This is a genomic window from Brevibacillus sp. NPDC003359, assembly GCF_042878995.1.
Classification (GTDB): Bacteria; Bacillota; Bacilli; order Brevibacillales; family Brevibacillaceae; genus Brevibacillus.
The window spans coordinates 56,136-73,572 of record NZ_JBIAOR010000009.1; the positions used below are offsets into that span (position 1 = coordinate 56,136).

A 17,437-nucleotide genomic window follows, 5' to 3' on the forward strand; every position below is an offset into this window, starting at 1 on the left:
TCTTTTATTCTCTGGTTACTGAGACTTTTTCCGGTTCTTGGCCGCCAATAATCTGTTTAGCGTTTCGTCAGGCTGCGTCTGTGTTTGCTTCTCCGGTTTCTCTTTTGCCTGCTCATTCTTGACAGCCGCTGGCTTCACCCGATTTCCAGGCGTCCCTACCGGATGAATAGGGGGAGCAGATACGACTTTCTGGTCATCTGTCCGGTCTTCACGTGTCCGTCTTGTCGTGGAGTGCTTCTCGCCGAGGCGAGTCAATACTGCCTGCTGTTCAGCATCGGCAGACGTGGACTTGCGCTGTCTCCACAGATTAGAAAGCCTTGCCCACCACTGATCCGGCAACTGCAGACGGCGAACGGCGATATCGATTGGCAGCAGCAAAGCCGCCAACATCAGCAACCACTCACTGATCGACTGTGTGTCCCATTTATCGGGAAGCGTGCCGCCAAAAGCCTCTTCCGGTTTGGTGATCTGATTCCCTCCACCGGCACTTAACCATTCTTGAAGCTCTTTCTCTCCATCGGCAGGCATTCCATATTCGGGTGAATAAGAAACCGTCAATCCTGTCGTTTGGCTCGCCGTGACTCGGCCTTGATTTTTTTGTGAGATCTGAATCATGTAAGTTCCCGGATCAGCCGTCTCGAATTCACCCTCCATGACGCCTGGCGCAACCGGCTTAAGCTTGATGACCTCGCGCTTCATCTCATGATTGAGAACAACTGCCTCCATCTCTTGAGGCAGGCTTCCACCGGCTGGCATCGTAACCGTCACATTGCCTTTTGCACCATTCACACTCGTGTTCGTCTTCCAAGTGCCTTCCGTAATTTGTGGGAAAGTCCATGCCGTGATTTCGTTCCACAGACGGCTGTTTCCTCCCCAAGCTACCCAGTCCGGTGACCACTTACCTTCCAGATCACTCGTCCAGGCGACAGAACGCCCCAGACCGTATTGCCAACGGGTGAGAATCGGATCATCGTCAGCGCTCATCAAGGATGATTCTGCTGTCTGCTTCGGCGTCGTCGCTATATACGCACGCACCGGTGGCAATGACTGCTTCAGCGTAGGCCATGCTCCCACCCCTGTAAAGCCAGGTACTTGGGGCTTCTCCACAATAAACGTGCGACTGGCTAAGGCTGTTTCTTTACTGAAGATTTTCGGGATCGATTCGGCATCGTTTGCAAAGTAAAATCTGCCCTTCCCGAACTCGGCAATCATCTCCAGCAGCGATCTATCCGAATCTTCACCCAGCGCCACAGTTGAAACGGTAATATTTTCAGCCGTCATTTGTTGTAACAGACCCTCGTAATCGTCGTCGAGCGCAGACTGCCCATCTGTGAGCAAGATAACGTGCTTACGCTGCGTGTTCATCGCCTTTACACGTTCATAGCCCAGCTCTAAGGCAGGGAAAATATCGGTCCCGCCATCCGCTTGGATTCTGCTGATCTGCTGTTGGATTTCATCCAGCTTCGTGACGGACTGTGGAGCTACGACATCCCATGGCGCATCGTCAAAGGCGATCACCCCAATGTAGTCCTGTGCATTCATCATGGTTGTCGCTCGAATCGCAGCTTCCCTAGCCAGAGCCATCTTATCCGCACCTCTGGCATCCGCGCTCATACTTCCTGACTTGTCGATGACCAGTTGGAGGCCGAGCGAAGGGAGCTGTTCCTTCCCTTTTAAATCCATGTGAACGGGTAATGCCTCTTCGATTGGTGTCTGGAACCAGCCACCCATGCCGAAGCTGTCTTTGCCGCCTGTCATAATCAATCCAATGCCTAAATCACGTACAGCGGTCCGCATGCGTTCCATATCCGCATCAGTCATGCTGGTAGCGGGCACATCTGCCAGTACAATGGAGGCAAATTGCTTGTAGCCCTCAAGCTCCTTTGGTAGCAGTGCAAGATCTCGCAACTCCACCTTGATATTGCCCGCTTCCAGCGCTTGAATGAGGTTGCTGGCGGCACCCGGATGCCCTTCGGCTACGAGTACGACTGGTACCCCGGCTACCTGCGTATAGGCTGTAGCTTGATTGTTCGCCGCTACAGTATCTTGTCGCGGCTCGATTTCCACGCGATAGCGATGGAAGCCCTGCTGCATCGCTTTTTGCGAAAAAACGAAACGGTTTTTGCCCTTGTCGATCTGTACGGTTTGCTGGCCTGCCTCGCGATTGCCTTCATACAGGCGAAGGGTTGCCTCGGTCGTTATCGTACTTTCCACATCAACAGTGATGCCGTATTCCTCTCCCGCATACAATCTTTGCGGTACCTGTACCGAAGACAGAACGACCTCATCCCCATTTGGCTGCTGCAAGGAAACGGCCTCTACAGCGATTCCACGCTCCCTCGCCAGTCTCGTCTGCCGTGCCGCATCTCCGTTTGTTTCCAAACCATCTGTCAGCAAGACGACTTTTCCTCTGGCATTGGTAGGGATCATGGCAGACGCCAATCGGATTCCTTCTGCCAAATTGGTAGCATTCCGGTTGACATCCACGCCCAAGGGCTGTACCTCCTGGCGTGTCGTCAACGGTTGATCGACCGCCGCCTCCGCACCTACTGCAATAACAGCATACTTATCCTCTGCCTGCTTTTGCCCGATCGCCTCGCGCATAAAGGAGAGAACCCGCGGATCGTCCTTCATGGAAGCCGATCGATCTACAACAAACACAATCGTTTTGGCCTGGACTGGTGTCAGCAGCTGGGTCCCTGCCAACGCCAAAACTAGAAGGAGGAACAGGATCGAGCGAATGGTAGCGATTGTCACCTTTCTGCCGACGGGCATTTGCTTTTGACGTCCCCACCAGTTGATGATGACGTACGCAACGGGAAGCAATAGCAACAGGAATAGCGGCTGTATGAAGTTAATACCCACGCTGATACACCCTCCATTCCACCAATAACACCAAGAGAGCAAACGCCGCCAACCAATAGGTCAGCTCCTTCATTCCCAGCGCTCCTGTTGTATCAGTCGCTGTTGCTTCCTCACTCTCCTTTTGTCCTTGGGCATTCTTCCGGACAACACTCACAGACTTTGGTGTAATATTCGATTCTTCCTCATTCATTTGGACAGTAAAATACGTACTTTTGGTCCCTGTATCTATCCCTTCGTCAAGGCGATACAATCCGGTCAACTCCGGTAGCTGCATCGTCTTGGACGTGGCGTCCTCCGTTAGAGACTGCTGGTGCCCATTCGGATACGTCAAGGTACGTGTTGTCGCTCCCGGTGAAAATGGGATGGTCAAGACCTCTCCCGGATGTGCCGTGGGGATAGGGGCCGATTGACCAGGAGACAGCCAGTTGACGACATTTTGCATGAAAATCGGGAAAGCAGGACGAAGCGGAAAGTCCGATGCATGCAAATCAAATCCGATAATGACTATTCGTCGACCGTCCATGATCCCGGCTCTGACCAGATCGACATCGCCCGCGCGTACCAATGACTTCATACCAGGCATCTCGTCCAATACGTATCCTTTGGCGACGTGCACATCCCGCCAATCTACATGCTTGAGAAGCGGGTCATCCGGGGTTACTGGTCTTGGCTGTTGATCCAGTTCTTTTTCTCCAGCAAGGGGCAACCATTCTGTTTTCTTGTTCGGTGCAATCAACAGGATGTTTCCTTTTGGAAGCTTGTCTGGCACTACTCCGTCAAAAACCCACAGGTCACGCGCAGTCGCCGCTGCATCCGATGCCTGTTGAGCCGTTTCCACCTCCAGGCTGCCAACGGTCTGCAACACCTGATGCAAGAAACGGTTCCCTTCTGGCGAATACAACACTGCTTTTCCCTTCCCCGCAGCAAATGGCACACTCCACATGACATTATCCTGGGAAAGTCCGTCCTGCTCCGGTTCGATGACTGCACGATAGACGCTAGACACCGCCAGCTTCTGAAACGAAAAGGTCTGGGAGCTACCTGCTCCAATCGCAAAAGAATCCGTATCCAGCAGCTTATCTTGCTCATCAAAAACAGTAACTTTTCCTTTTGCAGGCATGCTGCCGTGATTGTCCACCCGCAGCAATCCCTCTATCCCTTTTTCCGTAGGCTGGGTCACAAAAACGCCGATTGCAGTATTCTCGCGGGTGCTTCCCATCTGCATGAACTGAAAGCTCCCGGAAAAAGCAGGAACTGATCCTCCATCCCACTTGCGCTCCCCGCTTCCGTCCCCCATCCAAACCACTCCACTGCCTGGTTCATTCTCTGCAATGGCTCCTGCCAATGACAAGGCTGCGATTTGATCGGATGTCCCGGAAAAAGGCGCAAGCTTTTTAATGGCCTGCAAGAGCAGCTCTTTGTCTGCACTTTTGGAAACCAAAACATTCGGCTCACGCCCTGCCTCGATGAGGGTCATCGTCTGTCCGCTTCCCAGCTTCTCTACGAGCGCTTTTGCCTGTGACACGGCTCGTTCCAGCCGCGTCTCGTTCCCTTCCTTCGCCGTCATGCTCCCTGATGTATCCACGACTATAATGGTATGGTCGGATGTGATTCCCTCAGTGGGAACCGCCAGTCGTAGCAAAGCCAGCACGAGCAAGCAGGCAGCGAGCAGTTGCAGCAGCAACAACAGGTTGCGCCGCAGCCTTTCCCACGGTTTCACCGCTTCCCAGTTTTGCATCGTGCGCTGCCACAGGAGCGTACTTGGTACGACACGATCCTCTACTTTTCGCTTGAGCAGATAGAGGACGATGATGGCCGGGATAATCAGCGCAAACCACAAGTTGCCCAAACCCATCCACTGCATGTTGTCTCTCTCCTCTCTAGCGAATCAAGCCGGCCTGACGAAAGACATGGAAGACGATTGATTCCAGCGATTGTTCGGCCTCGACGCTGACACTGGCAATTCCTCTTCCATAAGCAAACGCGGACAGTTCTTGTTGATAATCTCGCAAGCTCTTGTGGTACTCTTCCATCAAAAGGCTGGTCAGGGATACTTCTTTTGCCTGCCCTGTCTCTGAATCTATCAACCGCAGCTCTCCCGCATACTCGGGTGCAAGCTCTTCTTTGGAAAGCACCTGAACCAGCGTGACCTCTTGTCGCGCCGCCTGCAAATACGCGATGCCTTCCGTATAGCCTGACTCGAACAAAAAGTCCGACAGCACGATGGATATGCCTGCTTTGCCGCTGACCGCCCTTGGCTGGCGCATTGCCGTTTGAATATTACCTGCCGCACCTTCTTGCAGGGAAGATAAGAAGCGGAGAAAGCGATGCGCCTGGCTCTTCCCTTGCAGCCCGGTAAGTGCTGCCGTAATGCGGCTGTCAAATGCATAGACCGACACATGGTCGAGGTGGCACAAGGACAAATAGCCCAGAGCCGCGGCAATCTCGACAGCACGTGCCATTTTGTTCGGTTGCCCGTAGCTCATCGAACGACTGCAATCGATATACAAGTTCACATGTAGCTCTGTTTCATCTAAGTACTTTTTCAAGAACAGCTTACCTGAACGGGCATACGCATTCCAATCGAGCTGCCGCAAATCATCGCCGGGAACATACGCCCGGAAGTCTGCGAACTCCATGGAGCTGCCCAGCTGTCTCGCCCTTCGCTTTCCTGCCTGGCTGCCGCTGACCGCTTTGCGACTAGCCATCTGCATTCGCTCCAGTCTGGCGAGCCATGACGGATCAAGCAGGTGTTGATTCATACCTTCTGCGTCCCCAGTTCGTCCAGAATATCCATAATGACGCGGTCTGGTCGAATGCCGTTTGCCTCTCCTTCAAAATTGAGGAAAATACGATGGCGCAGCGCTGGCAGAGCAACTGCTTTCACGTCCTCATACGCTAGATTGTATCGGCCAGCCAACAGGGCACGTACCTTTGCCAAGGAGACAATCGCCTGCACACCACGCGGCCCTGCGCCGTTGCGCACATATTTGTTCACCGAGGCAATCGCCTGTTCGCCCGGATGCGTCGCTAAAAGCAGCTTCACGGCATAATCCAGTACCACATCAGCTACCAGCACTTCACGTGCTGCCTGCTGAATCTCAGCAATTTGCTCGGCTGAAGCCACTTTTTCCACGGTGATCACCTGGCTCGTGGTCGTTTGGCGCACGATCATTTTCAGTTCTTCTTCCGTCGGATACGGCACGTCGATCTTCAATAAAAAGCGGTCCATTTGCGCTTCTGGCAAAGGGTATGTCCCTTCCTGCTCCAGCGGGTTCTGTGTCGCGAGAACGAAGAACGGCTCCGGCAGCAGACGAGTCACTCCCCCGGCTGAAACCGTTCGCTCCTGCATGGCCTCCAACAGGGCACTTTGTGTCTTCGGCGTCGCCCGGTTGATTTCGTCAGCCAGCACGACATGAGCGAAGATCGGACCACGCTGGAACTGGAAGGACTGCTGTCCCTTCTCGTCGACTAACAGGATGTTCGTTCCAGTAATGTCTGTCGGCATCAGGTCCGGTGTGAACTGAATCCGTTGAAAAGACAGCTCGAAGGCTTGGGACAATGTCCGAACAAGCAGCGTTTTACCCAATCCGGGAACGCCTTCCAAAAGCGCATGTCCACCTGCAAACACGGCCCACAGAAGTTGCTCGACCACATCTTTTTGTCCTACCATTACCTTTCCAATTTCCTGCCTGACAAGCTCTACTCGCTGCAAGCAATCCTCTAGCGTTTGCTGCGCCATCGCCGTGTCTCCTTCCTGTTGTTGAATGATCTAAGGCTCTATTTTGCTGAAATAATCCTTCACGATCTGTTGATAATCTCCTGGAATACTGCCCTTTTCCATACTCTCGCGGGCAAATTGCTCATATTGACCATACACTTCCTCGTACGGCAGCGTTCCACCGGAGGAGACTTGTGTGTTTCCGCTTTGCTGCGACTGGGAAGGTCCTGACCCGAGTGAGCCTCCTACCGTATCAACAGGTCCGTTTTCTCCACCTATGCGACCTTCCGGGACGGTAACGAGTTCGTGTCTGCCTTTTCCTAACCCTGCCCCGCCACCTTGACCGCTTCCTTGACCGCTTCCTTGACCGCCAGAGCCATTGCCGTTGCCGTTACCGTTGCCGTTGCCGTTGCCATTTCCGTTGCCATTCCCTTGCCCCGAGCCATTAGTTCCAGGCTGGTTTGCCGGGTTCGCCCCTTGACTTGGATTGGCTCCTGTTCCCGGTGTTGCCGCAGTTGGCTGATTACCGGGTGACCCCGATGCTGGCGTCGCCTGTCCCGTTGCTGCCGTACCTGCCCCCGCTCCACTCGCTCCAGCAGTTCCTGCTTGTGCGCCTGCACTGGCAAGCGTCATCTGCGACTGATTGAGCGAAGCCGCGGCATGTATAGCTGCGAGCATGGCTTGCTGAGATTGCTGCATGCCCGTCATGGCTTGCATCAAGCTGTTCTCGAGTGCAGTCATTGCCTGAGGTACTTGTCCTTGGGCTGTTTGCTCGGCTGCCTCCGCCAGTTGTTTGGCGATATCCTCCAGCTCCTGCGAGTCGGCAGACTCTGCCTCTTTTTTCAATTGCTCTGCTGCACTAGCGAGTTCGCGGGCGATCTCTTCCCGCTCTTTTTGCGGCATGCCCTCCATGGCTTTTGCCATTTGTGCCAAGGCCTCCGTCATCGCTTGTCGGTCTTTTGCTTCCATCGCGCCAGCCAAGGCTTGTGTCCCTTCTTGATTACCCAAGCTGCGCTGGAGTGCTTGCAGCGCTTTTTCTTTGTGTTGCTCTGCATCTCTGACCTTCTCCAATTGCTTTTCGGCAGCGCGCAGTGCATTTTGACGTTCTGCCGGGTCGTCAGCTTTCGCCAGAGCCTGTTTTGCCTGCTCCAGCATTTCCTCCAGCTGCTTTTTCTGCGCATCGGTTAGGCCTGTGTTCTTTTTCACGTCCTGCTTAATTGCCTCTACTTCTTCCTCAACCTGCGCGATTGCTTTCTTTTCCTCTGCCATCTGGGCTAGCCGCAAGTCTTGGGGATTCGGCCAAAGAAACAGCACCAAGCACACCAATAGCAAGCTGCTTGTGGTATACACCTTTCTTTGGACCAGCGACCAGATGCGGACGCTCTCTACGATTTGTGGCAAATTTTTACACAGATGCTGCAGAGCGTCTTCCCTCTGCATACCCGCTACCATTGACTGATTGTCTTGATTCTCCCATGCTGTGACCACTCGCTGGGCCAAACCATTACCGTCTGCCACTTGCGCACATTGGAGCCATGTAGGGCGCATCCAAAGCGCACGCACCTGACCTGTGATAACAACAAGCACTGGCAGCCCAATCGCGATCCATTGGTAAAACGGAATCGGCCATATGCGGGCAAGGAGGAGGAGCACAAGACTCGCCCCCACTCCCCACAAACCATAGACAATGAGCTGCTGTATCCATACACGCAAGCCCAGTTGCTTTCGAATGGGTGCAAGCAGTGGCTTCAGCTCGTCGTTCGATTTAGAGGTAAACATAGCTTATTGCTCCTCTTTTACTTTGCGAAATCTCGGTTTCACTGGCTGAATGAGATAGATGGAGAGTAAAAGGCAGATCAGTGTAACGATCCCGAAAAACAGGCAGTAAACTGCGTACGGGTCCACGTTCCCAAACCTGATCTGCGGCCCTTCTTTAAAAATGTTTATCATCGCAAACAATGGGTTGAGATTATGCAGGAGATCAGGCCATTCCGGCATGGTCGCGGATGACATGCCACCCGACCGGCGCTGGTACCGAATGAACTCTTTGATAATCTCCGCCAGTATGCTCGATCCGATCGCATATCCGAACACCACGGCATAAGTGACGACCGTAGCGATACCTGTCCGTTTGATCAACGTGGACATGAGCACACCAATGCTGCCGATACCAAACATCGTAATGACGTAAAAGCCAAACACCTTGATCACTTGTGCAGGTGATATTCCTCCATACAAAAAGACGATGGCATAGAGCGGGATAGTCGCAATGACCAGGAAGGTCATGAAGCTGAGCGACGCCAGCCATTTGCCTAAAATCAGTCGAGTGGCGCTGACATTCGTGGTCAACAGTACGCTCAACGTCTGGCGTTCGCGCTCACCGGAAATCACACCTGAGGTTAGTCCCGGCACGACGAAGCAAATCGTCCCGAGCTGAAACACAGACAGCATCATGAACAGCTCACGTGTATCATTCGGGTTGTAGTAGCTGCCGCCGTTTGTCATAAAGAAAATCAGCGTGAGCGTCATTGCGCCCAAAACAAGCAAATAGAGCAGGATGATCCACGGTGACCGATTGGTCCGCATCCGCATTTTCCATTCATTGAACAAGACAGGGTTGCGAAATCGTCTCAAGTCGCTCATGAGCCCACCCCTTTCGTAATTTCCAGGAAGATTTCTTCCAAATCACCAACTGCCTCATTAAACGCGGCAACAGGATAGCCTGACACCGCAAGCTCCCGCAGCAGCTCAACCTGTTCTTCGTCATTGCCTGAAAAGCCTGCAACGACCCAGTTCCCTTCGCGTGTCACCCTGGTAATGACGGGCATCTCACGCAAGCGCGTCATTGCTTCATCAACCCGATCCAACAGGCGGATGCGCAATACCCGCTGCTCTTGCATTTTCGAGTAAATCTCATCGACTCGTCCAAAGGCAACCAGATTGCCTTCCTCCACAATCCCGATGACGTCGCACATCTCCGCTAGCTCAGGTAATATGTGCGAGCTAATGATAATCGTCTTGCCCATGTCCCGCAGTTCCTTCAAAATCTCCCGCAGCTCGATGCGTGCACGCGGGTCCAAACCAGAAGCCGGTTCGTCCAAAATGAGCACTTCCGGATTGTGAACCAGCGAGCGAGCCAGTCCGAGGCGCTGCTTCATCCCCCGCGACAACGAGTCGACGTAGGCATCCCGCTTGTGGGTGAGATTCACCAGCTCTAATAACTGCGGAATGATTTGTTTTCGCTCTGCTGCCGGAATATCGTAGTTCGCGCCGTAAAAATCAAGGTACTCTTCTGCTGTCAAATTGTCGTAGACGCCAAAAAAGTCTGGCATGTAGCCGATCAACTTGCGCACTTCCTTTGGATACTTGGTCACCTCGTAGCCGCCTACGTATGCTTTCCCACTGGTTGGCTCCAATAAAGTCGCCAAAATGGACATCGTCGTTGATTTTCCTGCCCCGTTCGGACCGACGAAACCAAAAACGGTACCTTTGTCAATTTCGAGCGAAAGTCCTTTTAACGCTTCCATTTTGCCGTATCGCTTGCGCAAATTTTGGATCTGGATCACTTCTTGCTCACCTTCCCTTCCACACTGACACTTGGAACTCCAATGTGGCGATCATCCTCAAACTGGTGGGCAAATTTGATGCGGACAATGCCGTCGCCCGAAACATAAGTCGTTGTCTTGTCGCTTGTCATGACATTGTTCATGAATGCTTTTTCAAATGGTTCGAAAGCTTTTGTCTTCCAGTTGTAAACCTCTTTTTCAAATGTCGTATTATCCTCTGACCAGGTGTACAGATACAAATTGGTGATGGCAAGATTCTGTCCTTCCTGATTCAGATTGATGTCAAAGGTAATATCCCCGGCTGGAAGTCTAAAGCCATCTCCGAAATCATCTACCGGAACTGAGCTGCCCGACATCGTCACATCAAATGACCCCGTCGGATAATAAATCTGTCCGTCCTTGGATGGGTTCACTTGCAGCGTCGAAGTAACCATCGCAATGCTGCTGTTCTCCGTATTTTCGTTCGGTACGACAGCCTCTACAACTTGCTCATCGGTCCAACCCACGAGTTTTACCACTTCAGACTGACCCCCGCGTCTGTCCATTATGTCGAGCATTTCCACGATGACTTGTTCACGCATTTGTCTATCATAGCCATTGGACTGCATGTGCTGCGGCAGTGCATGCGTCGTATTATTCCGATGCTGGTTCCGCTTTGCTTGCTGTTGAGGGGCAAACGGCAAGTTCACTTCGACACTGCTGCCAGCCGCCAACTGTGGAAACTCTTGTACCTGCATACCAGTAGAGATCGTCACATCTCTCAGCGAGTACTTCGTATGGTTCGTCACGGTTCCTTTCAGGGCGCCGTTCTCATACGACAGGTTCGATTCTATTTTTCCTACGTCCGGTAAGGATTGCTCCGTCGCAACCTTGCGCATCGACCAGAATTCTACATCGCGGAAATCGATATGGGTCTGATCTGGCTGCATGGAAATCCACGTTTTCGGAATTTGATCGATATTATTTCTTTCAGTGACGGGTTGGGTTATACCCTCTCCTTTTATAGTCAAACGATAGTCGTCATTACTCGGTACGAATAATGCGGTTACACTCATCGCATTCGCCTGTCCGTTGTTTTGCAGCTCAATATAACCTACCTGGTGCAACTTTACACCCACCCCCCGCTGGATGGCACCAATCGAGAAGATTCCGATTCCCGCCAACACCGAAATGGCAGGGACGATCACCCACATATAGCTTTGCTTGCGGCCTCTCCGCAAAATATAGAAAAGAACTGGCCCTACAAGAAGGGCATAAATTCCGAAAAATACTGCGAACCAGCCAACCTCTGGAATTTTCAAGGATGGGACTCGATCAGCAGCATCCCGAAGCGGCCATACGTTGTCGATCATGCTCCTATTTGAAGCATTGATGGAAGAACCAAAAGCCTTCACTAATGTATCTGCCCAAAAGCGACTGTTTCCTGCCCAGCTGGCTACTGGTTCCGCCGCCAAATCATAGGCGACGTACAATACTTTTCCGGCTCCCACGTTATGGACAGCCATCAGCGGAATATTGCCTTCGCTGTACAGAACCTTCCCTGCCTTCAATGTCCCATTGCTTACAGTAAAGGGGGATGTCAGTGCAATCGGATTGGTCTTATCCACTTTTAACCTAGAGAGTGTCTGTACACTCGTCACTCCAGTCACTTCTACTGGCGACAAGTCAGCCAAAATGCCTCCAGCTTTCTTGTATTGCGCTCCTCCGGCTAAAATGAGCATCCCGCCAGAATTCGTCCAATCCCGAATCGCCTTGATCTGCTGTTCATTCAATGAATCCAAAGCAAAATTATTGATAACGAGCATATTGATCATCTGGAGCTGAGTACCTGTCACAGGCATATTGTCTGCCTTCATCGTCAAGAGCTGGACAGGGTTATGAATAGAGCCTTTCGGTAGTACACCAAGGAAGTTAGCTGTGTCGGGATTTTCTGCCAACACGCCGATCATCAACGTATCCTCGCTGTATGAAACGCCTGTTACCGGAGTTTGCGCGATGATCTTATCATTTTGCATCAAGGCTACAAAAGAACTGCTATACAGCTCTGAGCCAGGAACAACAATCGTTACCTGCTTGGTCACTCCGCTTGCAATTGAAACCGGCTGATAATTGGCAACTGCAAAGCGACTGTCTCCGTGTTCCCCCGTGGCGACAAACAGCTCTCCTTCGATATCCGCCCCTCCATTTCTCACCGTGACCATAACGGGTACCATCCCCGTATTCCTGTACTTTCCTTCAATTCCGACTGTTACTCCCAGCTGAATGTTTCCCTCTGCCAAGGCTGTTCCCGTTAATCCTAAAGGAACACCTGCTACCAACAGGAGGAACGCACAAAAGGCCAGGAGCCACCGCTTACACTGCGCCGTTATCATTCGTTCAAAACCTCCACGGACCATTCTTTTGGCTTTCTATCTTTTCTTCTCATACAGATATTGACGTTATTTCCTAACAAATAGCTACAGTTTTTTTTTCAAAATGAAGTCGATGGATCGCCACGTACAAGAGGATTTGCATGAATTGGATCTCGGGGAATCACAGGCACGCCCAACTAGAAAAAACGTCAGGGTCATGCTCTGACGTTTTCTCGTAATTCTTCTATGACATGCCATACCCTACATCCAGAAGCCTCGCCGGATCAAACATATCCGCTATCGCCTGATGCACATGAGGCGGGTGCTCCGCCAGTCGATGACACAAGTACAAGTACCACTCTGTCCCATATGTGAGGTACAGGCGCACCGGAACTCCTTTTTCTCGCAAGGCATGAGCCAGTTCTGGGCGAACCCCGTATAATAGCTCGACTTCTGTCTAGCCTTCCTTTTCTTTTGCAAAAGGAAGAGCCAAATCTCAGATACGCCTCAAGATTTGGCTCCTTTCTATTCCTAATCCGTTTCTATACTTCGAAGGTAAAGAAGGTTTAGCGAGGGCGTCCGCAGCAGCCAGGAGGGCACCAACGACAGTGGTCCGGGCATCTCCTTCTATGGTCAAACTCCCAACTCCGGAAAGGTCTATCCCAATCTCTCCTGCCGCCATGGCTGCTGCCCCAGTCTCTTCCTCTGCCGTGATCCCATCCTGGTGGCCGTTCCCTATCTCTTTGCCAAGGGTAATAAGAAGAATGCCCTTCCCGCGAAGAATACGATGATTGCCATTGAGAGCTTTGATAATTCACGCAACCGCCTTCTTTCCTCTTATTTTTTGCTGACTATATGTGTATATGCACGGTGACGTTCATCCGCATAGACTACTGACCTCTATCCAAATAAAAGGGTATCTACCTACCTCTTCTATCACCGCCATCTACCTATTTTCCTTTACGAACAAACACAAAAAAAACCGGTATTCCTACGAGCAGGAATGACCGGCTTTTGACAATCTTGATGCCTTATGATTTCGTCCACAATTCTCTGCGAGACGTTGTTACAGAAGTTGCACCCGCTTGAAGGGCACGATCTACATCTTCCTTCGTGCGAATAAAGCCTCCAGCGATGACCGGGATTTGGGTTCGCACAGTAATTTCTTCGATCAGATGGGGAATGATTCCTGGCAAAACCTCGACGTAATCGGGTTTGGTTCTCGCAAGCTGGGTAAGACTGCTCTCTAATGCCATCGTATCAATGAGAAAAAGTCGTTGGATGGAAATGAGCCCTTTTTTCTTGGCGGCAAGAATGGCACTGTTCCGTGTGGTGATGATTCCTTCGGGCTGTGCTTCTTGCGCAAGAAACTCCATCGCATATTCATCAGACTTCAAGCCGTCTATGAGATCAGCATGGATCAGCAGTTTTTTCCCGAACGATCTGGCCCGTTTTCCCAATGGCTTTACTTGCGCTACATGGGCATTCAGCAAAATAATGCGCTCGTAGCAACTTTCCATGAGTTCATCAAACTCTTTTAATGTCCGGGCGGCAGGAAGTATGACTTGATTGATCTGGTTTGCCAATCACGAATCACCCCTATTGAAATGTTTTCGCAAGATGATATTCCTCTTCAAACGCTTTTATTTCATGTTCTTTCCTCTCATCTGACCATTGCAGCTCATGAGCGAGCTCTTCTCCCACCATTCGATACACAGGCTCCAGTGTATCCCTCTCGAAGAATAGTCTGCCACTGCGACGAATCAGAAAATCACTCATGGTCATGACCATTTCTTCTTTTACAGCGTAGCTCAGTTCTGCTTTCAGCAGTGCTTCGATCGGAGACACATTTTGAGCATTTTGTGTCAAAAGCTCCAGGCACATCGATATGATTTGCTCGCTGTTGCTTCCATATTTCCCGACAAGAACGCGGATTTGTTCCTCGGTGATTCCCCATTGGCGAAGCCGCTCTGCCTGTGCTTTCACAAATACAGGAATCTTGGCTGCCGAGTCAAATTTTCCGCCAGCGAGAACGATTTTGTCTGTCCGACATGCTCCAAATGCTCTGCCCTCTTCTTCGGTCAACTGCTTGACCACCACATCCACAATGCGCTCGGCCATCTTGCGGAAGCCCGTCAATTTTCCACCTGCGATCGTAATCAGCCCGCTTTTGGAATAAAAAATCTCGTCCTTGCGTGACAGTTCAGAAGGAGACTTGCCATCTTCGTGGATCAGCGGTCTGAGTCCTGCCCAGCTGGAGCTGACATCTTGTTCTGTCAGCTTCACGGAAGGAAACATTTCGTTTGCTGCTTTCAATACATACTCCATGTCTTCTCTCGTCACCGTTGGGCGTTCCAGTACACCTTTGTAATTCGTGTCGGTCGTACCGATATACGTACTGTTGTTACGCGGAATGGCAAACAGCATGCGCCCATCGGATACATCGAAATATACGGCCTGCTTCAACGGCAGCCTGTTATACGGAACGACCAGATGGACACCTTTTGTCAGGTGGAGGCGCTTGCCGTACAGGGATTGGTCTTTTTCTCGAAGCTGATCCACCCATGGCCCTGCTGCGTTGACAATTTTTTTGGCATGAAGGGAGTATTCTGCACCCGTTGTCAAATCTTTGGCGCGAATCCCGATGACCTTGCCATTTTCATAAATAAAACCAGTAGCTTCAGTATAATTCACGCACAGTGCCCCGTGCGAGCTTGCTGTTTTCATGACCTCAATCGTAAGTCTAGCATCATCTGTCCGGTATTCGAAATAGAGTCCGCCACCCTTGAGAATATCTCGGCGCAAAAGCGGTTCTGCCTCCACAGTTCTCTCTTTGTTCAGCATGATGCGACGTTCTTTTCGTTCGACTCCAGCCAACACATCGTAAACATACAGGCCAACCGAAGTAGCCAGCTTGCCATAGGTACCATTTTTCACGATGGGCAAAATCATTTTTTCCGGGATGACGATATGTGGAGCATTGCGATACAAAATGGCTCGCTCCCTGCCTACTTCCCGCACCAGTTGTACATCGCCCTGCTTCAAATAGCGCAATCCTCCATGAACGAGCTTGGTAGAGCGACTGCTGGTGCCCGCGGCGAAGTCCTGTTTTTCCACGAGTCCGACGCTCAGACCTCTCGCGGCTGCGTCGAGGGCAATTCCTGCTCCTGTCACCCCACCGCCAATCACCAAAAGATCGAGTTGTTTGTTTGCCATTTTATCCAGACAAGCCTGGCGTTGACTTGATGATAATGCATGTTGATCGTTCATCGTTCTTCTCATCCTCTCTAAAAGAAAAAGACAGCCAATATCCAAAAGAAGCAATGCAATGTCATTGCCCTTCTGATACTGGCTGTCTCCGTAGTCTCCACAGCATGATTAACTTGTCTTTAACTTTAGACCTCTTTTACGCAAAAATCAATGCCTAATCTTGTAACCCATCGTTGCCGTAACAGCTTGCTTCCAACCTGCGTACAGCTCCTGACGCACTTCCTCCGCCATATCCGGTGAGAAGGAGCGTTCTACTACTTTATTGTTGACAATATCTTCCTTACTGCCCCAATAGCCGACAGCAAGCCCAGCCAGATAAGCAGCTCCCAGCGCAGTCGTTTCATTGACACGCGGACGCTCGACCTCTGTATTCAGGATATCAGACTGGAACTGCATCAAAAAGTTGTTCGCCACGGCTCCACCATCTACCGCCAGCTTTTGCAGCCGGATGCCGGAATCCGCCTCCATCGCTTCCAGCACATCCCGCGTCTGATACGCCAGAGATTCCAATGCTGCACGAATCAAATGGTTTTCCGTCGTTCCACGGGTCAAGCCGAAGATTGCACCCCTTGCTTCCATATCCCAGTACGGTGCTCCCAAGCCAACAAAGGCAGGAACCATGTAGACGCCATCTGTGCCGTCAACTGCCAGTGCGTGCTTTTCCGAATCCGATGATTTTTCGATCAGCTTGAGTCCATCACGTAACCATTGAATCGCAGCACCAGCCACAAAAATACTGCCTTCCAGGGCGTACTCTACCTTGCCATCCACTCCCCAGGCAATGGTCGTCAACAACCCGTTTTGGGATGCAACTGCCTTGTCTCCGGTATTCATCAGCATGAAGCAACCTGTTCCGTACGTATTTTTAGCCTGCCCTTCCGCAAAGCAGGCCTGCCCAAACAAAGCTGCCTGCTGGTCTCCGGCAATCCCGGCAATCGGAATCTGGAATTCGAAGAGCTTCTCGTCTGTGTAGCCGTACAATTCGCTGGAAGGACGGACAGCTGGCAGCATGGTTTTCGGGATTTGCAGCATGTTCAACAGCTCGTCGTCCCACTCCAGGGAATGAATATTAAACATCAACGTGCGCGAAGCATTGGAATAGTCGGTCACATGAACTTGGCCATTGGTCAGCTTCCAAATCAGCCACGTATCGATGGTTCCAAACAAGAGGTCGCCTTTCCGGGCTCGCTCCCGTGCTCCCTCCACATGATCGAGCAGCCATTTTACCTTCGTCCCGGAAAAATAGGCGTCAATCAACAATCCTGTCTTTTCGCGAACGGTTTGCTCATGACCTTGCTCTTTCAACTGGTTGCAAATATCGATGGACTGTCTGCTTTGCCATACAATTGCATTGTGAATCGGCTTTCCTGTGTGCTTATCCCATACCACGGTTGTTTCCCGCTGATTAGTAATCCCGATCCCTGCGATTTCTTCCGGTTTCACATGATTCTCCAGTAAAACCGCTTTCAAAACCTCCAACTGCGATTCCCAGATTTCCTCCGCATTGTGCTCCACCCAACCCGGCTTCGGATAAATTTGCGTGAATTCCTTCTGGGCAACACCGATAATGGCACCTGATTTATCGAATAAAATAGCGCGAGAGCTCGTGGTTCCCTGATCGAGGGAAAGCATATATTTATTGTCCATGACAACTATTCCTCCTT

The 17,437-nt window shown here is 51.4% G+C and carries 11 protein-coding genes and 1 pseudogene; all 12 read right to left on the minus strand.

The genetic code is table 11. The features are described 5' to 3' along the window. Positions 1-15: 15 nt before the first annotated feature. The 12 genes and pseudogenes from ACFYU8_RS20145 to glpK all read right to left on the minus strand — a co-directional run bounded on the left by ACFYU8_RS20145 (position 16) and on the right by glpK (position 17,420). Complete coding sequence (locus tag ACFYU8_RS20145; protein WP_390303001.1) at positions 16-2,865, minus strand: VWA domain-containing protein; 2,850 nt, start codon at positions 2,863-2,865, stop codon at positions 16-18. Beyond that, positions 2,855-4,729 (minus strand): VWA domain-containing protein, encoded by a 1,875-nt coding sequence (locus tag ACFYU8_RS20150; protein WP_390302998.1) that lies wholly within the window; start codon positions 4,727-4,729, stop codon positions 2,855-2,857. The genes ACFYU8_RS20145 and ACFYU8_RS20150 overlap by 11 nt, the downstream gene beginning before the upstream one ends. A 16-nt stretch (positions 4,730-4,745) precedes the next feature. Next, positions 4,746-5,627 (minus strand): DUF58 domain-containing protein, encoded by an 882-nt coding sequence (locus tag ACFYU8_RS20155; protein WP_390302995.1) that lies wholly within the window; start codon positions 5,625-5,627, stop codon positions 4,746-4,748. Then, on the minus strand, positions 5,624-6,607 hold the full coding sequence (locus tag ACFYU8_RS20160) for an AAA family ATPase (protein WP_390302992.1): 984 nt from the start codon (positions 6,605-6,607) through the stop codon (positions 5,624-5,626). Before ACFYU8_RS20160 ends, ACFYU8_RS20155 begins: the two co-directional genes overlap by 4 nt. A gap of 30 nt (positions 6,608-6,637) precedes the next feature. Beyond that, complete coding sequence (locus ACFYU8_RS20165; RefSeq protein ID WP_390302989.1) at positions 6,638-8,365, minus strand: coiled-coil domain-containing protein; 1,728 nt, start codon at positions 8,363-8,365, stop codon at positions 6,638-6,640. 3 nt (positions 8,366-8,368) lie between these two features. Further along, positions 8,369-9,229, minus strand: a complete 861-nt coding sequence (locus ACFYU8_RS20170) for an ABC transporter permease (RefSeq protein ID WP_390302986.1) — start codon at positions 9,227-9,229, stop codon at positions 8,369-8,371. Beyond that, complete coding sequence (locus tag ACFYU8_RS20175; protein WP_390302983.1) at positions 9,226-10,152, minus strand: ABC transporter ATP-binding protein; 927 nt, start codon at positions 10,150-10,152, stop codon at positions 9,226-9,228. The genes ACFYU8_RS20170 and ACFYU8_RS20175 overlap by 4 nt, the downstream gene beginning before the upstream one ends. Then, the gene (locus ACFYU8_RS20180) at positions 10,149-12,524 is read right to left on the minus strand and encodes a DUF7408 domain-containing protein (protein ID WP_390302980.1); all 2,376 of its coding nucleotides are present in this window, start codon (positions 12,522-12,524) and stop codon (positions 10,149-10,151) included. The genes ACFYU8_RS20175 and ACFYU8_RS20180 overlap by 4 nt, the downstream gene beginning before the upstream one ends. A gap of 223 nt (positions 12,525-12,747) precedes the next feature. Continuing rightward, positions 12,748-12,957: pseudogene (locus ACFYU8_RS20185) on the minus strand (proline dehydrogenase family protein); the annotation flags it as partial. Between the two features lie 577 nt (positions 12,958-13,534). Next, positions 13,535-14,089, minus strand: a complete 555-nt coding sequence (locus ACFYU8_RS20190; protein WP_390302977.1) for a glycerol-3-phosphate responsive antiterminator — start codon at positions 14,087-14,089, stop codon at positions 13,535-13,537. Positions 14,090-14,102: 13 nt separating this feature from the next. Beyond that, complete coding sequence (locus ACFYU8_RS20195; RefSeq protein WP_390302974.1) at positions 14,103-15,773, minus strand: glycerol-3-phosphate dehydrogenase/oxidase; 1,671 nt, start codon at positions 15,771-15,773, stop codon at positions 14,103-14,105. A 147-nt stretch (positions 15,774-15,920) separates the two neighbouring features. Next, positions 15,921-17,420 carry a glycerol kinase GlpK gene (gene glpK / locus ACFYU8_RS20200; protein WP_390302971.1) on the minus strand — a complete coding sequence of 500 codons (1,500 nt, stop codon included), beginning with the start codon at positions 17,418-17,420 and terminating at the stop codon, positions 15,921-15,923. Between the last annotated feature and the right edge of the window lie 17 nt (positions 17,421-17,437).

Bases quoted from the DNA above. Each gene is read 5' to 3' on its own strand.
- ACFYU8_RS20165 (WP_390302989.1), bottom strand. From the start codon at position 8,365: ATGTTTACCTCTAAATCGAACGACGAGCTGAAGCCACTGCTTGCACCC.
- ACFYU8_RS20150 (WP_390302998.1), bottom strand. From the start codon at position 4,729: ATGCAGTGGATGGGTTTGGGCAACTTGTGGTTTGCGCTGATTATCCCG.
- glpK (WP_390302971.1), bottom strand. From the start codon at position 17,420: ATGGACAATAAATATATGCTTTCCCTCGATCAGGGAACCACGAGCTCT.
- ACFYU8_RS20160 (WP_390302992.1), bottom strand. From the start codon at position 6,607: ATGGCGCAGCAAACGCTAGAGGATTGCTTGCAGCGAGTAGAGCTTGTC.
- ACFYU8_RS20180 (WP_390302980.1), bottom strand. From the start codon at position 12,524: ATGATAACGGCGCAGTGTAAGCGGTGGCTCCTGGCCTTTTGTGCGTTC.
- ACFYU8_RS20170 (WP_390302986.1), bottom strand. From the start codon at position 9,229: ATGAGCGACTTGAGACGATTTCGCAACCCTGTCTTGTTCAATGAATGG.
- ACFYU8_RS20155 (WP_390302995.1), bottom strand. From the start codon at position 5,627: ATGAATCAACACCTGCTTGATCCGTCATGGCTCGCCAGACTGGAGCGA.
- ACFYU8_RS20195 (WP_390302974.1), bottom strand. From the start codon at position 15,773: ATGAACGATCAACATGCATTATCATCAAGTCAACGCCAGGCTTGTCTG.